General features: G+C 53.6%; 14 protein-coding genes and 1 pseudogene. 11 read left to right on the top strand and 4 right to left on the bottom strand.

The window, feature by feature from the left end:
- Positions 1–76 precede the first annotated feature (76 nt).
- A complete protein-coding gene (locus ACZ5M3_RS02985; protein WP_464840214.1) occupies positions 77–1,612 on the bottom strand; it encodes a dihydropteroate synthase-like protein in 1,536 nt (511 codons plus the stop codon).
- A gap of 58 nt (positions 1,613–1,670) precedes the next feature.
- On the opposite strand from ACZ5M3_RS02985, the pseudogene ACZ5M3_RS02990 reads away from it, so the two are divergent.
- The 3 genes and pseudogenes from ACZ5M3_RS02990 (at position 1,671) to ACZ5M3_RS03000 (ending at position 3,064) form a co-directional block, all read left to right on the top strand.
- Positions 1,671–2,389 (top strand): annotated as a pseudogene (locus ACZ5M3_RS02990) (DUF72 domain-containing protein).
- A gap of 40 nt (positions 2,390–2,429) precedes the next feature.
- Positions 2,430–2,615, top strand: a complete 186-nt coding sequence (locus tag ACZ5M3_RS02995; protein WP_464840215.1) for a hypothetical protein — start codon at positions 2,430–2,432, stop codon at positions 2,613–2,615.
- Positions 2,612–3,064 carry a PIN domain-containing protein gene (locus ACZ5M3_RS03000; protein ID WP_464840216.1) on the top strand — a complete coding sequence of 151 codons (453 nt, stop codon included), beginning with the start codon at positions 2,612–2,614 and terminating at the stop codon, positions 3,062–3,064. Before ACZ5M3_RS02995 ends, ACZ5M3_RS03000 begins: the two co-directional genes overlap by 4 nt.
- Before the next feature lie 20 nt (positions 3,065–3,084).
- On the opposite strand, the gene gyaR is transcribed toward ACZ5M3_RS03000, so the two are convergent.
- Entirely contained in the window at positions 3,085–4,086 is a 1,002-nt protein-coding gene (gene gyaR / locus ACZ5M3_RS03005) for a glyoxylate reductase (RefSeq protein ID WP_464840217.1), read from the bottom strand.
- Between the two features lie 76 nt (positions 4,087–4,162).
- On the opposite strand from gyaR, the gene ACZ5M3_RS03010 reads away from it, so the two are divergent.
- The 7 genes from ACZ5M3_RS03010 to ACZ5M3_RS03040 all read left to right on the top strand — a co-directional run bounded on the left by ACZ5M3_RS03010 (position 4,163) and on the right by ACZ5M3_RS03040 (position 11,954).
- Positions 4,163–5,377 carry an aminotransferase-like domain-containing protein gene (locus tag ACZ5M3_RS03010; protein ID WP_464840218.1) on the top strand — a complete coding sequence of 405 codons (1,215 nt, stop codon included), beginning with the start codon at positions 4,163–4,165 and terminating at the stop codon, positions 5,375–5,377.
- Positions 5,378–5,450: 73 nt separating this feature from the next.
- Entirely contained in the window at positions 5,451–6,713 is a 1,263-nt protein-coding gene (gene rlmD / locus ACZ5M3_RS03015; protein WP_464840219.1) for a 23S rRNA (uracil(1939)-C(5))-methyltransferase RlmD, read from the top strand.
- Between the two features lie 56 nt (positions 6,714–6,769).
- Complete coding sequence (locus tag ACZ5M3_RS03020; RefSeq protein ID WP_464840220.1) at positions 6,770–8,179, top strand: ATP-binding protein; 1,410 nt, start codon at positions 6,770–6,772, stop codon at positions 8,177–8,179.
- A 123-nt stretch (positions 8,180–8,302) separates the two neighbouring features.
- The gene (locus ACZ5M3_RS03025) at positions 8,303–9,472 is read left to right on the top strand and encodes a hypothetical protein (protein ID WP_464840221.1); all 1,170 of its coding nucleotides are present in this window, start codon (positions 8,303–8,305) and stop codon (positions 9,470–9,472) included.
- Between the two features lie 74 nt (positions 9,473–9,546).
- Positions 9,547–10,923 (top strand): ATP-binding protein, encoded by a 1,377-nt coding sequence (locus ACZ5M3_RS03030; protein WP_464840222.1) that lies wholly within the window; start codon positions 9,547–9,549, stop codon positions 10,921–10,923.
- 3 nt (positions 10,924–10,926) lie between these two features.
- A complete protein-coding gene (locus ACZ5M3_RS03035; RefSeq protein ID WP_464840223.1) occupies positions 10,927–11,286 on the top strand; it encodes a hypothetical protein in 360 nt (119 codons plus the stop codon).
- Positions 11,226–11,954 (top strand): hypothetical protein, encoded by a 729-nt coding sequence (locus ACZ5M3_RS03040; RefSeq protein ID WP_464840224.1) that lies wholly within the window; start codon positions 11,226–11,228, stop codon positions 11,952–11,954. Before ACZ5M3_RS03035 ends, ACZ5M3_RS03040 begins: the two co-directional genes overlap by 61 nt.
- A 33-nt stretch (positions 11,955–11,987) precedes the next feature.
- On the opposite strand, the gene ACZ5M3_RS03045 is transcribed toward ACZ5M3_RS03040, so the two are convergent.
- Positions 11,988–12,329 carry a hypothetical protein gene (locus ACZ5M3_RS03045; RefSeq protein ID WP_464840225.1) on the bottom strand — a complete coding sequence of 114 codons (342 nt, stop codon included), beginning with the start codon at positions 12,327–12,329 and terminating at the stop codon, positions 11,988–11,990.
- Between the two features lie 75 nt (positions 12,330–12,404).
- Here ACZ5M3_RS03045 and ACZ5M3_RS03050 point away from each other — a divergent pair, with 75 nt between their 5' ends.
- Complete coding sequence (locus ACZ5M3_RS03050) at positions 12,405–13,148, top strand: hypothetical protein (protein WP_464840226.1); 744 nt, start codon at positions 12,405–12,407, stop codon at positions 13,146–13,148.
- 16 nt (positions 13,149–13,164) lie between these two features.
- On the opposite strand, the gene infB is transcribed toward ACZ5M3_RS03050, so the two are convergent.
- Positions 13,165–16,596, bottom strand: coding sequence for an intein-containing translation initiation factor aIF-2 (gene infB / locus ACZ5M3_RS03055; protein WP_464841064.1), 3,432 nt, complete (start codon positions 16,594–16,596; stop codon positions 13,165–13,167).
- Positions 16,597–16,609: the final 13 nt, after the last annotated feature.

Below are 16,609 nucleotides of genomic sequence, written 5' to 3' on the forward strand. Positions count from 1 at the left end.
ATATGCACTCAATTCGTCCTCACAAAAGGACGAAATGAAGGGCACGATGCATCCATCCAAGCCATTGGGCCAGTGTTCATCCGCGGTAGAACTCCCCGAAAAGCTCTACCTCCTGAACGTAGCTCCTCCCCAGCTTTAAGGCCGTGTAAGCTCTCTCAAGCTCCCGGCCGAGGTAGAAGGCGTGCCTCGGGGAAATGGTGAAGTGCTCCAGAATCGTGTCGATTATCGCGTTCGGTTCGTCGCCGACTATCGTGAGGAGGGCATCAGTCCCGCGATGGGCGTTCACCCAGATTTTGCCCCTCTCCACCCAGATGCGGAAGTAGACCGGTTCAAGCTCAACGGGCTTTTCTTGGGCTTCCACTATCTCTCTGGCCGGCTCGAACCGCCACTCGGCTTTTCTCTTCTCCTTGAGGAGAAGCAGGTCGAAGCCGAGGTTTTTTGGAATATCAAAAAGGTTCATGTCGACTGCCCGCCTGAGCTCCCTTATGGAGCCCCTCGCCTTCGCGCTGACCTCCGTCGTGAGGAGGAGGTTTATTGAGAGTTCCTTCGCGATTCCAGCGAGGAGAGCATTAATCCCGACGCTGTCGGCATCGTAGAGCTCCACCACGTTTCCCACTCCAGCGAGAAGCACATCTTCCGGGTTCCTCTCGCGGTAGAGCTGGAAGGCAGATATCGAACGCGCCAGGTGGGGAACGTGCTCAAGAATTAAGTCCGGAATTACCGTTTTATAGCCGAGGTCGAGGGCCTTCTCCTTGAGCTTTTCGAGGAACTCCACCCTCTCAGCGGGTTTAGTCGGGAAGTAGCCCTCCCCCTGGTTCGTCGGGATTAAAACTACGGGCTTCTCGGTAACGAGGGCCTCAAGGTTGCCAGCGTCGACGCTGAGGAAGAGATCGGCATAATCGAGGGCTTTTTCAATCTCTCCTGCGTTGAGCGAGTCGAAGCTTACGGGAGCGTCGAAACCGGCCTCTCTCAGCTTCTCACGGATTCCCGGGAGCTCTTCGATGAAGTCGAGGTTGGTTTCACCGGCCACCATGCCGACGTCGATTATGTCAGCACCTTCACGGAGGTAGTAAATGGCCGTTTCCAAAACACCTTCGACGCCGAGTTTGGGGGCATCCACTACCTCACCCAAAATCCGCGCCGGGAAGTCCCTTCCCACTGGAAGGTTTCCAATCAGAACGTTCCAGGGCTTTTTAAGGGCCTCCTCGATGTAACGCCTGTTCTTTGTCCTGTTCCTTATGCCCTCCACCCTTTTGAGTGCATCGACGGAGAAGAGGTCGTCGGCCGGAGCCTCCTTGCTGAGCTTAAAGCCCTTCCGGAGGGCCCTGAGTGTCTGAGGAATGTCCATGGCATTCCTCGGCCCCTTGAAGGTAGGAATTCCAAGTTCGTCTTCTATGCGTTGAGCCGAACCTCGAACGAGGCCGGGGATCAGAATCAGGTCGTAGTCCTCGCTCCGGATTCCGGCTTTTTTCAAATAGTGGACTATCATCTCGGGCGTGAGAAAGGCCGCCACACTGACCGGGGCGACGAATACGTCGCAGCCCTTGCCGTATTTTCTCACGAGCGGCTCGGCGAGCCTGCCGGTGACGAGGAGGATTCTCTCGGGATGCATGTGTGAGAGTAGCCGCAAAGGTATTTAGGCTTTTGCCGCAACCTCTAACGGTGGGAGCATGATAAAGGTCGGAACATGCGGCTTCTGTGAGAGCCATGCGAAGTATTACCATGACTTCGACGCGGTGGAGGTTCAGCAAACGTTCTATCGGATTCTCCAAGAGAAGACCCTCGAACGCTGGAGGAAGGAGGCCCTGGAGGGGTTCGTTTTTTCCATCAAGGCATTCCAGGGCGCGACCCACCCACCAAACAGTCCCACATGGCGGAGGAGCAACGTAAAGCCGGGCAGGGAAGTCGGCCTGCTGAGGCCAACGAGCGAGGTGCTCCACTTCTGGAGGCTGACGCTGAAGGAGGCTGAGATTCTGGGGGCGAGGTTCATACTCATCCAGCTGCCCAGGAGCTTCAGGGAGAGCGGGGAGAGCTTCTCCAACGCGGAAAAGTTCTTTGAGGTGATAGAAAGGGCGAACTTCGAGTTAGCCGTCGAGCTGAGGGGCTGGAGCGAGGAAGGCGTTAAGAGATTCGTCCGGGAGTTTGAAGTTATAGACGTTACAGACCCGCTGGTCAGGATTCCCCTTCATCAGGGAAGGGTCAACTACTACCGCCTGCACGGGCGCTACGAGAACGGGCGGATAATCTACAGCCACGCCTACAGCGACGAGGAGCTTGAAACGGCCAGGGAAAGGGTCCTCGGCTGGAACCGGGGGAGAGCCTCGTCTTCTTCAACAACTCGAACATGTGCAACGATGCCAAGAGGTTCAGGGAGATGGTGAAGGGATAAGCGAAAGAATTTATAACCCCGAGAAACAAATCCACAAACGGTGAGTGGCGTGGGTGAAGTTGTCATAAAGATTCCTCCAGGGCTCAACGAGTCACTCCTCAAGAAGTTCCTTGAGCGGGACGCCGAACTGCTCCTCAGGGCGATGAAAAAGAGGGTAAGGCCCGGGATGCTTGGAGGGGCTACAGTGGAAGAGCTCGAGGAATACGCTGAGGAGGTTGGGCGTTGATATACTTGGACGCCAACTTGTTCTACAACTACCTGTTCGAGACTCCCCTAACGGAGAAAAGCGTCGAGATCATCGAAACGTACCAGAACAAATCCGTCACGTCATTCTCAACCCTTGAAGAGGCCATTTACGTCGTGATGAGAAGGCTAATCGCCGAGAGAGAGGGAATAAGAAACAGGCATGATGCCCGGCGCTATCTGAAGACTAATGAGGGAAAAGCTATCCTAAAGGAGTCCTTCGAATCGGTTCTGGCCATCCTGTTCAAATACAACATAGAGCTGGTCGAGGACATCACGAGTATGGGTCTCGTTGAAACGTATGCCCTAAAGTACGGGCTTATGCCACGGGATGCCCAGATAGTGGCTACCTGTGTGGTTCACGGGATAAGAAAAATAGCGACTTTTGACACGGACTTCGATGTAGTGGAAGAGCTGGAGATCATAAGATAAAAACCCGGTGACGCTTAAATTCAGAACCCGGGCTTCCTCACATTCACGACTTCTCGGTTCACTAAGGTCGGCGGGACTTCGCCGTTCTTGAAGGCTATCAAGTTCCTCGCAACGAGCCCCGCCATCCCTTCTCTGGCGCCGTGGGTGGCGCTGCCGAGGTGCGGAGCGAGGACGACGTTCTTCAGGCTGAAGAGCTCCTCGTGGTAGTAAGGCTCCTCCTCGAAGACGTCCAGGCCTGCACCGGCTATCCAGCCCTCCTTGAGCGCCTTGACGAGCGCCTCGGTGTCAACGACCTTTCCGCGCGCTATGTTGACGAGTATCGCGGTCTGCTTCATGAGCTTAAGGCGCTCCTCGTTTATCATGTGGTGGGTCTCCTTCGTGAGCGGAACCGCTAAGACCACGAAGTCGCTCTCCTTCAGCAGTTCTTCGAGCTGCCTGAACTCGGCACTGAGCTCCTTCTCGGCCTCGGGCTTCCTCGTGCGTGAGTTGTAGAGTATCCTCATACCGAAACCCTTAGCGCGCCTCGCCACCGCCTGGCCTATCCTTCCGAAGCCGACTATTCCGATGGTCTTTCCATAAACGTCGTGGCCGAGGTACATCAGTGGGTGCCAGGCGACACCCTTTCGCTTCCACTCGCCGGAGCGGGTGAATTTGTCCGCCTCAACGAGCCTCCTCGCGGTAGCCAAGAGAAGCGTCCAGGCGAAGTCGGCGGTGGCGTTCGTGAGGACGTCGGGGGTGTTGGTGACGTAGATTCCCCTCCTCGTTGCCTCTTCAACGTCTATGTTGTCGTAGCCGACGGCGTAGTTGGCCACTATCCTGAGCCTCGGCGCTGCATCGAACAGCTCGCTGTTGATCTTCTCGCTGAGCATCGAAACCAGGGCATCCACTTCGCGAACCTTCTCGAGGAGGACTTCCCTAGGAATCTCGTGCTCGTCCTCCCAGACCTCGACCTCGAAGTGCTCCCTCAGCATCTCGATGCCTTTCTCCGGAATAGCACGCGTGATGAAAACCTTCGGCTTCATTCCCCACCACCCGAATACTCTTATATATCATTTCGACATAGATCTAAATGCTACCGTCCGTGTTGGGGTGAGGAATATGGAGCAGATAAAGTTTCTGGCCGGAAGGGCCAACTGGATCAGGGGTTCCGCACTGGCTGAGGTCATGAAAAAGGCCGCGGAGCTCAAGGCCCGGGGAAAAAGGCTCATAAGCCTTTCGGCGGGCGACCCGGACCCCAATCTCATACCCAGGGAGGTTCTCGGCGAGCTCGCCAGGGAAATCCTTGAGGAAGTTCCGCAGTCAGTCATGTACACCCCCGCAAACGGCATTCCCGAACTGAGGGAAGAGCTCTCAGGGTTTCTCAAAAAATATGAGGGCTACAAGGCAGATCCATCCGAGATAATCATCACGGTGGGTGGAACCGGGGCGATAGACCTCCTGGGAAGGGTTCTCATAGACCCCGGCGACATAGTCATAACCGAGAACCCGAGCTACATCAACAGCCTCCTGGCCTTCGAGCAGCTTGGGGCCAGGGTGGTGGGAATCCCGATGGACGGGGAAGGCATGAGGGTAGATCTCCTCGAAGAGAAGCTGAGGGAGCTTGAAAGCAGGGGGGAGAAGGTCAAGTTCATCTACACCATCCCGACGGGACAGAACCCAATGGGAATCACCATGAGCATGGAGCGGAGGAAGGCCCTGCTGGAGGTGGCCGAGGAGCACGACCTCCTCATAGTCGAGGACTCTGCCTACAACTTCATGCGCTACGAGGGGGAGACCCGGCCAATCAGGGCCCTCGATGACGGACAAAGGGTCATCGTGGTGGGAACGTTCAGCAAGGTTATGGGGACGGGCTTCAGGGTCGGCTGGCTCATAGCCGGGGGCGCCATAGGGAAGAAGGTGCTCATGGAGAAGTCCCCGATAGACTTCTGCGCCCCGACGATTTCCCAGTACATAGCCCTGGAGTACATCAGGCGCGGCTACTTTGAGGAGTACCACCTCAAAAAGGCACTGCCCGGATACAGGAGAAAAAGGGACTCAATGCTCAAAGCCCTCGAAGAGGGCCTTCCGGAGGCGGAGTTCACGCGGCCGATAGCAGGAATGTTCGTGATGCTCTTCCTTCCAGAGGGGGCCGATGGGATGGCCTTTGCATCAGAGCTTATGGAGGAAACCGGGGTCGTGACGGTGCCAGGAAAACCGTTCTACACCGACGGGAGCGGGAGGAACGCGCTACGCCTGAACTTCTCAAGGCCGAGCGAGGAAGACATACTGGAGGGCATCAGAAGGCTCGCCGAGTTTTATCGCAGGAAATTCTGATGATTCCCCGTTCTTTTCTTCCCGACGTCCTCGGGGAAGAACGTTCTTAAATCATAAGGCCCAAATGTGCCCCATGATACAGGGGAAGATTGAGGGAGTAAGCGACGACGGTCTGGGCACACTGGAAAAGGACGGCAGGTCAATCTACGTGCCGTTCGCCTATCCCGGCGACGTGGTCATGGTCAAAGGAACCAAACGCCGCTTGGGGAGGAGAATAGCCACCGATTTTGAGCTGATCGAGGAGTCCCCGCTGAGGCAGGGGGCGAGATGTCCCCATTTTGGAACCTGCGGCGGCTGCCTCTGGCAGGGGCTGAAATACAGGGAGCAACTGAGGCTCAAGGCGGAGATTTTTGAGCGTATCACCGGAATAAGCGCGGATATAAAGGGCTCGCCCAGGGTATGGGGCTTCAGGAACATCAGCAACTTCATAGTCACAGCGAGCGGAATCGGGCTGAAGGAGTACGGCAACCCACTCGGAGTGGTTGACCTCCGGGAATGCCCGGTCTTCTCGAAAAGAACGCCGGAATATCTCCGTGCCATCAGGGAGTTTCTGGGGGAAACCGGGCTGAGGCCATGGGATTTGAAGAGAAGAACCGGCGAGATCCATTATCTCCAGATTAGGGAGGGTAAGTTCACGGGCGAGATAATGGTGAATCTCATCGCACACGTTAAGCCTTTCGAGGGGGTTCTTGAGGCCTTCACGGACTACTTCTCCTTCGCAGACTCGCTCTACTGGAGCGTTAAAGGGGATAAGAGGGACGACCCGCGCGGCGATGCCCGGCTGGTTGGGGGAAAGCCCTACATCCGCGAGAGGATCGAGGACGTTACCTACCTCATCCACCCGAATTCCTTCTTTCAGACGAACAGCTACGCCTTACCGCTCCTCCTGAGGGCAGTAGAGGGCTTCACGGAAGAGGGGAGGGTTCTCGACCTCTATTCCGGCGTGGGAACCTTCGGCGTCTGGCTGGCCAAGAGGGGCCTCGAGGTCGAGGGGATAGAGGCAAACCCCTTCGCCGTGGAGATGGCGAGAAAGAACGCCGAGCTCAACGGTGTGAACGCAAGGTTTGAGGTCGGAAGGGTGGAGGAAACTCCCATCGGAGAATACGACACGGTTGTAGTCGACCCGCCGAGGAAGGGGCTGAAGGAAGCGGCCGAACTTCTCGTAGAGAGCGGAGTTAAAAATGTGGTTTACGTCTCCTGCAACCCCAAAGCTTTCAAGCTCGACTACGAGAGGCATTTGGGCAGAGTGTACCGCGTTGATTATGCAGTTCTCATCGACATGTTCCCGCACACGCCGCACGTTGAGGCTGTGGTAAAACTCGTGAGGAGGGGTTAGGGGCCCCGGAAAAGGCACCGCAATTTTTAAATAGTTGAAACGCGAGTATTATACTCATGAGTAGACAGAAGTTTGTAGATAGGAAACGCGAACTGGGGTTCCTTGAGAGGGCGTACCTCAGTGACAGGGCGGAGCTTCTCGTGCTCTACGGCAGGAGGAGGATAGGAAAAACAGAGCTGCTCCTGCACTTCGCCAGGGATAAGCCCCACGTCTACTTCTTGACAACAGAAAAGCCCTACCGCGAGAACATTAGGGAGCTCCAGAGACTTTTGGCGGAGTTCCTGAGGGATGAGCTCTTTGGGAGGGTGGCCTTTGATGGCATAGACGAACTCCTCATGGCGTTTGCCGACAGGATCGGCGATAACAGGGTGATCCTGATAATCGACGAGTTTCCCCTGCTAGTCGAGCACTACCGCCCGGTTCTGTCCCTCCTCCAGAAGGCCTGGGACTTAAAGCTCTCAAAAACCAGGATAATGCTGATCCTCTGCGGCTCAAGCGTTTCGGCTATGGAAAACGAGGTTCTGGCCTACAAAAGCCCCCTCTACGGAAGGAGAACCGGACAGTGGCGGCTGACGGAGATCCCGTTCTTCCACCTCCGGGAGTTCCTGCCGGGCTACACCGCTGAGGACCTCGTAAAGACCTGGGGCGTTGTTGGGGGAATCCCGGCGTATCTGCTCCAGTTCGACCCAAAAAAGGGCTTCGATGAGAACGTGGTTGAGAAGGTCCTCTCAAAAGGGGCGTTTCTCTACGAGGAGGCGGAGTTCCTGCTTAGGGAAGAGCTCCGCGAGCCGGCCAACTACTTCGCCATACTGCAGGCGATAGCTGCCGGAAGGAACCGCTTCGGGGAGATAGTGAGCACCACCGGCCTTGACAAGAGCCTCGTTTCGAAGTACCTGGCGGTTCTCCAGAGGCTTGGAATAGTCGAGCGGGAAGTCCCTGTAACGGCGACACTGAAAGCGATGAGTAGGAGGGGGCTTTACTCGATCAAGGACAACTACTTCGCCTTCTGGTTCCGCTACATCCTCCCGAACAAGAGCTACCTTGAGGCTGGCCTTGCCGAAGAAGTCTGGGGACGCTCGGCGGGGGACTTCAACACCTACATGGGCTCGGTCTTCGAGAGACTCGCTGGAACCCCCGAGGTCTTCTTCAGGCTGACGGGGTTCCGCTTCACCAAGCTCGGGAGATGGTGGCACAGGGGAGAGGAGATTGACATAGTAGCCCTCAACGAGCTGGATAAGAATGCTTTGTTCGTGGAAGTTAAGTGGAAAGAATTGAGCGGGAGGGAGGCAAGGGGGATACTAAGGGAGTTAGAGAGGAAGGCGGAGCTTGTTGGTTTGAAAGGCTGGGAGAAAAGCTATGGACTGGTGGCTAAGAGTTTGGAAGGAAAAGAAGAGTTAAGAGCTGAAGGCCGGCTTGTCTGGGACTTGGAGGATTTCGACTGTCTCGGAGTATCAATCCGGGAGTGAGTTTAATTCGATGGTCTTACAGTTTAACTGCTCGGAGTAATGCATCCTCACTCCAAAGGCCGGGTTTTCAAAAGTCAAAGGCGATGAAAAGGCTTATTTTCCCTGGGGTTCAAATTTAGCGGGGTGCGAGTATGGTGCTCACAAGGAAAAAACAGGCGTATTGGAGCGGGAAGAAAAAAGGATGTTCAGAACGGTAAAAGTAACGGAGCACGTGGACGTGCTCACCCCGCCCACAGGACGCAACACAACAGTATTTGCAGAAATCGCACAGATGGCTGCTGGCTTACCGGATCTCCACCCAACACACACTGGACTCCAGCAGGGGATCATCGGTTCATTTCCGAGAGAGAAACACCAACAGAGGTAGGATATGACTTTCTTATAGGCATATTGACAGGAATTGCAAGGGATGGTGAGGGCGGCGCCCACACAAATCACGTGAAACAAAGGTTTCACAACATACTTATGGAAATAGGCGAAGAAACTGGGGAAGTATACGGCACGGACGAAATAAAACCGTTAGGGTACGTATCTGACTCGATGCTTGGCATGGGTGTGAAAGTTCCAAAGTTCAAGGAGTTCCTACAGAAGCACAGGGAAAAAATTATCGAGGAAATGACCGATGCAATATACGAAGCGTACAAGATGCGCGGAAAGATTATAGACAAAGATTCCATAAAAAAGGCCGTTGAGCATGCAATTGAGATTTCAGATAAACTCTCACACAACATATTTGACAACAGAGTGGATCCCTACTGGATCGCCTTGCACCACTACAACAATCTACACGACAAACCGCCATCGATTCAGCTAACAGGAATCTTCGACGGCGCGCTAAAAGTGCCCCGCAAAAAAGTATTGGAAGAAATTGGAGACCACATCATAGAACTGAAAAAAGTATTCCCGAATGTGGTAAAACCCGAAGAAGTATATGGTGATCTGTGGTACGAATTCCTCAAGAAGAAGGGAATCGATCCGAAGATGCTTAAGCCCGACGAAGTGGAGCTCAACCCCACCCAACTTCAGAAACGAGGCATCCTTGGAGAGACTTTGGATGCCGTACCCACCGGTGCAAAGTTGGAAGTCCTGTCCCTCGTGAAGGCCCTCAAGCTCCTCGATTCTCCCGAGGCAAGGAACAGAGCCGTTAAAGAGCTTAGAGAAAAGGTCGGAGAGACTATCGATGGAGAGCCCAACGAAGAGGCTTTCATTAGAGCCTGTCTCTATGCACTCGCGGCCGAGCTCATATCTCAGGGAAAGGAGGGGAGGCTCGAAAAGCTTCTCACCAAACTGTAGGTGTTTCTCTTTTTCATGACCACCTGAGGCGAACCTCCGAAAGACTTAAGTACTAATCGTGATTAGTACTAATCATGATTAGTCAATTTGTCGACAGGGAAAGGGAGCTGGCCATACTGGAGAGGGAGTGGGAGAAGGTTCCTTCCTTCGTCGTCATCTACGGAAGGAGGAGGGTTGGGAAAACCAGGCTCCTCGCGGAGTTCTCCAAAGGAAAGAGAGCCTTCTTCCACACCTTCATGGAGGGAACGAAGGAGAGCCAGGTCAAAAGCCTCGCCTGGGAGCTGGCCGATTTCTTCGGCGATGAGGTCTTCCTCAGCTTCTCCGACTGGTATCCCCTCTTCAAGTACCTCTCGACGAGGATAGACGAGAAAACCCTCCTCGTATTCGACGAGTTCACCTACGCTGTCAAAAGTGATAAGGGCATTTTGAGTGCCCTCCAGAGGGCCTGGGATCACGGGCTGGGCGATAAACCCGTGATGCTCGTCCTCTCGGGTTCGCTTATGGGGATGATGGAGGACGAGGTTTTAAGCCACTCCTCCCCCCTCTACGGCAGGAGGACGGCCGGCTTCAGGCTCCGCCCCCTCGGGCTCTTTTCCTCCCTCAGGTTTTTCAGAAACTTCGATGAGGGCCTGAAGTTCTACATGCTCCTCGGAGGGGTTCCTTCTTATCTGATCATCGCATCCCGCTATGGAACCGTTGAGGAGTTTGTTTGGGGAGAGTTTCTTACCCCCGAGGGCTACTTCTACGATGAGCCGTACATAGTCCTCTCCGAGCTCAGGGAGCTGAGAACTTACTTCTCAATCCTCTCGACCATGGCCTCAGGAAGGAGGAAGCCCTCGGAGATAGCGAGTGGGGCTGGCCTGGAGGGCAGGAGGATATACCCCTACCTTGAAACGCTGATCCGGCTCGGCTTCGTGGAGAGAGAACTATCCGTCGCGAGGAAAGAAAAGCGGGGCCTCTACAGGATCTCAGACCCGATGTTGATGAGCTGGTTCTCGCTCGTCTATACCAACAGGACTGGGATAGAGCTTGGGATCATTGCCCTCGATGAGGTCAGGGAGACCCTCCAGAGGATCTTCTCCTTCCGCTTCGAGGACGTCTCAAAGGAATTCCTGATCGAGCTGAACCGGACAGGAAAACTACCGTTTAAGTTTACGAAAATCGGTCGCTGGTGGCATAAGAGTGAGGAGGTTGACCTCCTAGCTCTCAACGAGAGGGAGAGAAAGGCGCTGTTCGTTGAGGTGAAGTGGAAAAGCCTGAGTGAAAGGGAAGCGCGGAGGATTCTGGGGGATTTGGAAAGAAAAGCAGAGCTTGTTGGACTTGAAGGATGGGAGAAGTCCTACGGATTGGTCGCCAAAAGGGTTGAGGAAAAGGAAAACCTGAAAGGGAGCTGGCACGTTTGGGATTTAGAAGACTTCGAAAGGCTTATCTCCTCCAAGGGTGAAGTTTAGTGGGTGGTGGCGTTGGCTCTCTTGCCCTTGGCAGGGATGTTCATATTCGGCGGGAAGAAAGAAAAGAAAAGGGAAAAGAGCTACGAGGAAATTCTGAAGGAAGCAGAAGAACAGTTTGGAGTACCTGCGGACACAGTAAAAGAACTTGCCCACATATACGTCTTTAATGCAGGGCTCCCGAGGCTGGTACGCCACGCACACCCGGAAAAAGATCTGGAGCACGTCATGAAGATAACAGGGTCCATAGACCAAGGGGATTATATATATCCTCAATCCGGGAGGCAAAGTGGCACGAAAGGGCAATGGAAGCTAAGGATCCGCGGGCAGTCAAGTTCGTCCTCCTTCATCCGTTTATCGCGTTGATATTATCCCACCACAGCGCTGCGGAAACCAGCGCAATAGGAAAGGCGGTTAGCGATGCAATAAACGTGTTTTATGGGCACATGGGAAAGACGTACGAGGATGCGAAGAAAGAGCAGGACAAGTTGACAGAATACATCATTACAATGGCAGAATTTAACCACCTCCCGATAGTGAAGGAGAAACTAAGAGAGCAGCTGAGGCAAGGTCTTCCAAAGGCGTTTAAAATCGTGGACAAACTTCTCCCCGACAATAGCAAAGAACATGCAAAACTGCTCCAAGATGCATTTGGGTACTACCACGTGAAAGATCCTTTGGTGATCCTCAAGCAGGCGGGCATCGACATCGAGCCGGAGCTGGAAGAGTTCCGTCAGTTCTTGGCGGAAATCAGCGGGAAGAAGCCCGCACAGAAAATCCGAAAAGCGAAAAACTTCTCAACCCTGCAGGCTGAAGCCCGCGAGCTTCTCGGGATCCTCAAAGGCTTAAGGTACGTCCGCTACTCCGGGGAGGCCGTTGGCGAGGCGGAGAAAGAGCTTGAGACGAGGATTGAAGCTCTGCTCGAAAGGCCGGAGGAAAACCTAGAACTCCTCGGGCTGTACTTCGCCGTTCTCATGTTTATAAAACAGGGGAAATTTGAAGAGGCAGAGGAACTTTTAGGGAAGCTGGGGTAGGCGTAGGGTCATATTTTTATAGGGAGCTTAACCTTATAAATTAGAACGGATAGTCAGTGGTGTGCTCATGCCGACGGTTTTTGACATAATAAAATCCCAAAAGCTTGGAAGAAAATCGAGGAACTCATTGATGTAGTTGAGGATATCAACGATGAATACCTTCCTTTCGAAATCAGGGAAATCCACATCTCGGGAAGCGTCCTGAGAACATCTGAAGCAAGGGACGTCGATGTCGCCGTACATGCCGTTGAAGTTAAAGAGGCTAGGGAGGAATGGCAGAACTTCACAAAGGCCCTTAGAGAAAACAAATGGAAAATCCTGAAGCTTGTGGACGAGTATCGAGAGGAGATATATCCCGAACGCCTCAATTTTCATAATTTTATCCACTGGTACGCCGATGAGTTAGCGAACCTGGGACTTAAGCGGCTCTGGATATATCAGTGGCTCCCGATGTTCAGGCTGGAAGATTTTACAAACGTTGCCGTTCCTTGGGATGTGAGGGACTCTATGCCAACTTTGATACGAAGAAGAATCTGTAGCCAAATGCACTGCGGAAGCCTTGAACTTCACGTTATATACTATCCCGAAGGAAGGCGACCGGAGAATGAGTTCCTTCTGAAAATACCTAGCGTACCCATTTGGAATCATGAAGAGGGAATCCTCGAAATTTCAGAGGAAACACTCAAAGAGTACTTCCTTAAAGAACTCAAACGGCTGATTGAACTGAGCCAAATGATACTCAACGGCAACATTGACATATTCGCATACATGCCCGCGAACTATCTGATGGGAAACAATGAAGACAACTTCTTTTTAACAAGACTCTTCAGGGAAGCCATTCTTAAGGAGGTTAAGAACCTGAAAGGGCTCATCAAGAGTTACACAAAGATTAACCCTGAACAGATAACCATCGAAGAACTTCAGGACATAAACACAAAGCTTAGGAAGAGCCAGAAACACATAGAACACCTCGGAATAGTGTGGGAAGCAACGGTAAGGGCATGGGACGAAGTAATGAACGAGGCTCCCATACATGTGCTGCGGCTTTCCGAGAAGTATGGATCCAGAACGCTTGAGGAGCTCATTTTCCGAGTGGTTTCACGCAGAGTTACTTCCTCATATCCCCGGGTTATAAAAACAAAGGACGTGAAGGAGATTTTCAACGAGATAGGACTTATGTCAATTAAAGAGTGAGGAATAACAGAAAGCCTCAAACCGCCTTCCAGAAGGGATCCTTCTGGGCCTTCACCTTCGCCGTCATCTTGAGGGCCTTTATGTCGGTCTCGTCGAGCTCGTTCTTGAGCTGCTTGGCTAGGATTATAACGTCGTTCTTGCTCAGGTCAACGTAGAGCGTCTCCCCCGGGTGGATGTGCCTGCCAACGATGGCTCCCTCTATCGCAATGGCGACCGCGTCGCCCTTCTTCGCCTCCTGGACGAAGTCGTTCTTGTTCTTTATCGACTTGAGGACACCAACCTTCTGGCCGTTCTGCTTTATCAGAGTAACTCCGGGCTTTATCCTGCCCTCGACGACTTCGATGCCGACTATGGCCGGGTGGCTCCTCCTGAAGACGTAGCGCTCATCCGGGTAGAGCCTGATAACTCCGGGGAAGGTGACGTTCTTGAGGAGCTCGCGCTTCTTCTTCTCTTCCTCCTCCTTGACCCAGGCCTCGTAGTCCTCGATGAGCTTGTAGATGATGTTGCCGACGAAGATTGGAACGCCTTTAGCCTTCGCGACCTCTTCTGCATCTTCGTTGACCCTGACGTTGAAGCCGAGGACGACGCCGTACTTAGGTTCCTCCTCCCTTACGCTCAAAGCCTCCATCACGTCGGTCTTGCTGATGTTTCCAACGTCGGCCTTCCTTATCGGTATGTTCTTCTCGCCCAGCTCCTTGCTGAGGGCTTCCAGAGACCCGAGGGTGTCGGCCTTGACTATGACGCCCACCTTCCCGGTGCTTATGACGACGCTCTGAATCTGGTTCAGGATTTCCTGCTTTGCCCTTTCTATCTCCTCCTCTGACCGAGCCGCTATGACCGGCGAGCCAGCTAAGGCCTCCTCAAGGCCGGGCGCGGCTATCTTTATACCAGCTGCCGCAACCACTTCCTCAACCTGGTCGAAGCGGAACCTCGGGTCGCGTATCTCGTCGAGGGGCTTGGGCTTGAGCAGGGCGCGGATTTTCGTCACTATCGCCCTGTCCTTTCCGCCGACGACTATCGTGTCGTCCTTTCTCAGCGTTCCGTCATAGACGATGACGTCTATGGTTGTCCCAAGCCCCAGCTCCTCCCTCACCTCAAGGATAGTCCCGCGTGCCGGGCCCTCGACCTCTATCTTGAGCTTCTGTTCAAGGTACTTCTGGGAGAGGCCCGCGATGAGGACGAGCAGCTCGGGGACGCCTATGCCGTACTTCGCCGAGATTGGCACTATCGCCAGCTCTCTCGTAAAGTCCTGGACGCGGTCGAAGCGGTTCGCCTGGAAGCCTGTCTCGTAGAACTTGCCTATCAGCTCCCAGAGCTTGGTTTCAAGCTCTTGCTGGGCCCTCTGATCCTGCTTCTTGATGTTGACGAGGAAGGGCTCGTCCTCCTCAACTTTCCAGCCCTTTATCCTGTCTATCTTGTTCGCTGCCACAATGAAGGGCGTCCTGTTCCTCCGGAGTATCTCGATGCTCTCTATCGTCTGGGGCTGGAAGCCCTCGTTGATGTCCACGATGAGAACGGCCAGATCGGCCAAACTGCCGCCGCGGGCGCGCAAACTCGTGAAGGCCTCGTGACCGGGAGTATCTATGAAGAGCAGCCCCGGAAGCTTTATCTCACCTTTCCAGAGCTTGATGAGCGGGCCGGCAAGTTGCTTGACAACATCAATCGGAACCTCAGTGGCGCCTATGTGCTGGGTGATTCCGCCGGCTTCCTTTGCGGCGATCTTTGTTCGCCTGATCCTGTCGAGCAGAGTAGTGTTGTGGACGAGAATGCCATTGGCCACGAAGTTGTGGGTTTCGGTGGTAAGGTCATAGACGTAGCCGTCGTATTCTTCCTCCTCAACGGCTTCAACCGGAATGAAAACAAAGTTTTCTGCAACGTTGCGGAGGTAGGCTATATCCCTTGAGTCGAACTCCCTGTTGCGCCACACCTCGAGCAGTTCCCTTCCAAGTTCGGTTAGCTTTCCATTTTTGATCAGGCCGTCCCTCTCAAGGGCCTTCAGGTAGTTGTGGTCTTTCGAACGCCCCTCAAGGACTGCCAGCTTGCGCTGGAGCGTTGGGGAGCCCCTCTCAATGGCATCGAGGATCCTCATCAGAGTTTCATAGCTTGGCGCTTCCTCACCCTCATACTTGCCGTAAAACGGAACGTAGGAGTTAAGTTCAGTCCTCGTGAAGCCGAATAGCAATCTAAGCCTCTTGAGTTCTTCAAAGATCGGATAGGACTCGCTTTTCCTGCTCTTTTCTATGATCCGCTCGAGCCTTTCTCCCTTTTCTTTCACCGTGAAGCCAACGTGCCTCTCGAATGCAAGGAGGTTTCTCTTTCCGGAGATGATGAGCGTGGTGTATTCCGAGTGGTAGATCCTGGAAACAATTCCGTAACGGAGAAGAACTAGAGAGAGATCCCTGATAAACTCCCCTGACGCGCTCGTCACCTCGATTCTGGCGTCTTTAAGGCTCACGTAACCATCGGCGTCAAAGTATCCCCTGAGGAACTCGGCCACGTACTCCCTGGGTGCCATGAAGAGGACGTTGGGAACCCTCATCCTGTGCGCCTTCTTTTCATTCGGGAACTCAAAGAGATGCCTCAAGAGGCGCAGGAGAGCGTTCTTACCTTTCCTCACCTCAATTTCCCAGGAGGTCCTTCTTCTAACGCGTCTCAGCTCAACCCCAAGATTTTCAATCCTCTTCAGCCTTTCGAAGACCTCAACATCGTTGTTCGCTATCTTATCCTGACTTCCGTCCCCGAACATCACTCCGGCAAAGTAGAAGAGGGCTCTCCATTCCTCATCGGTTTTGGGGAGCTTTACGTAATGGAGAGGCTTGCCGGAGCGGTGGATTCTTGGTGTGAAGGTTATCCTCTCAACGTGTTCCCAGCCGATATTCTCAATGTCTTCCGTGCGGAAGACGTTCCTTTTCACCTTGTAAGCCTTTTCTCCCCCAAACGTCATTTCAGCTTTCTTTAGGCCATTATCATCGAGTTTTGCGATGAGCTCCTCTGTTGAGATCTTCGAAATAACGTATGAGCTGAATACCCCTTTGTCCTCGTTTCCGTAAATGAACCTTGGAACGGCAACGTAGTCCCCAGGTTTGAGTTGATCTGCCCTAACCCATCCCCGTGTCGTCAGGAAAGGATGTTCTGGGGTCACTCCAACGCTGTGCCAGTTTTTGAGCTTAACCCTCAAAACTTTGCCCCTGTGCCTTACCCTCCAAACGTAGGGACTTTTCAGGGGGGAGAGCTTCCCATCCCCAGTGGCCCCGATTACAATCTCTCCAAAGAGCCTTACCTCTTTTTCCGGGTCCTTTTCCACAATGTCCTTTCCCCGTTGGAAGACTTCCTTAATGGTAATTATTCCCACGCTTGGAAGCACTATCCTCTCATCTGGAAGGAGGCATTTACCGTGGTCCACATGTCCGAGAACCGCTATGATCGGCTGCCTAATCCTCTTCGTCATCTTCCTCACCTCT

It is taken from the genome of Thermococcus coalescens (assembly GCF_055392585.1).

Coding starts and splice junctions, on each gene's coding strand:
- infB (WP_464841064.1), bottom strand. CDS start 16,596: ATGACGAAGAGGATTAGGCAGCCGATCATAGCGGTTCTCGGACATGTG.
- rlmD (WP_464840219.1), top strand. CDS start 5,451: ATGATACAGGGGAAGATTGAGGGAGTAAGCGACGACGGTCTGGGCACA.
- ACZ5M3_RS03010 (WP_464840218.1), top strand. CDS start 4,163: ATGGAGCAGATAAAGTTTCTGGCCGGAAGGGCCAACTGGATCAGGGGT.
- ACZ5M3_RS03050 (WP_464840226.1), top strand. CDS start 12,405: ATGTTCAGGCTGGAAGATTTTACAAACGTTGCCGTTCCTTGGGATGTG.
- ACZ5M3_RS03040 (WP_464840224.1), top strand. CDS start 11,226: ATGGAAGCTAAGGATCCGCGGGCAGTCAAGTTCGTCCTCCTTCATCCG.
- ACZ5M3_RS03045 (WP_464840225.1), bottom strand. CDS start 12,329: ATGAAAATTGAGGCGTTCGGGATATATCTCCTCTCGATACTCGTCCAC.
- ACZ5M3_RS03020 (WP_464840220.1), top strand. CDS start 6,770: ATGAGTAGACAGAAGTTTGTAGATAGGAAACGCGAACTGGGGTTCCTT.
- ACZ5M3_RS03030 (WP_464840222.1), top strand. CDS start 9,547: ATGATTAGTCAATTTGTCGACAGGGAAAGGGAGCTGGCCATACTGGAG.
- gyaR (WP_464840217.1), bottom strand. CDS start 4,086: ATGAAGCCGAAGGTTTTCATCACGCGTGCTATTCCGGAGAAAGGCATC.
- ACZ5M3_RS02985 (WP_464840214.1), bottom strand. CDS start 1,612: ATGCATCCCGAGAGAATCCTCCTCGTCACCGGCAGGCTCGCCGAGCCG.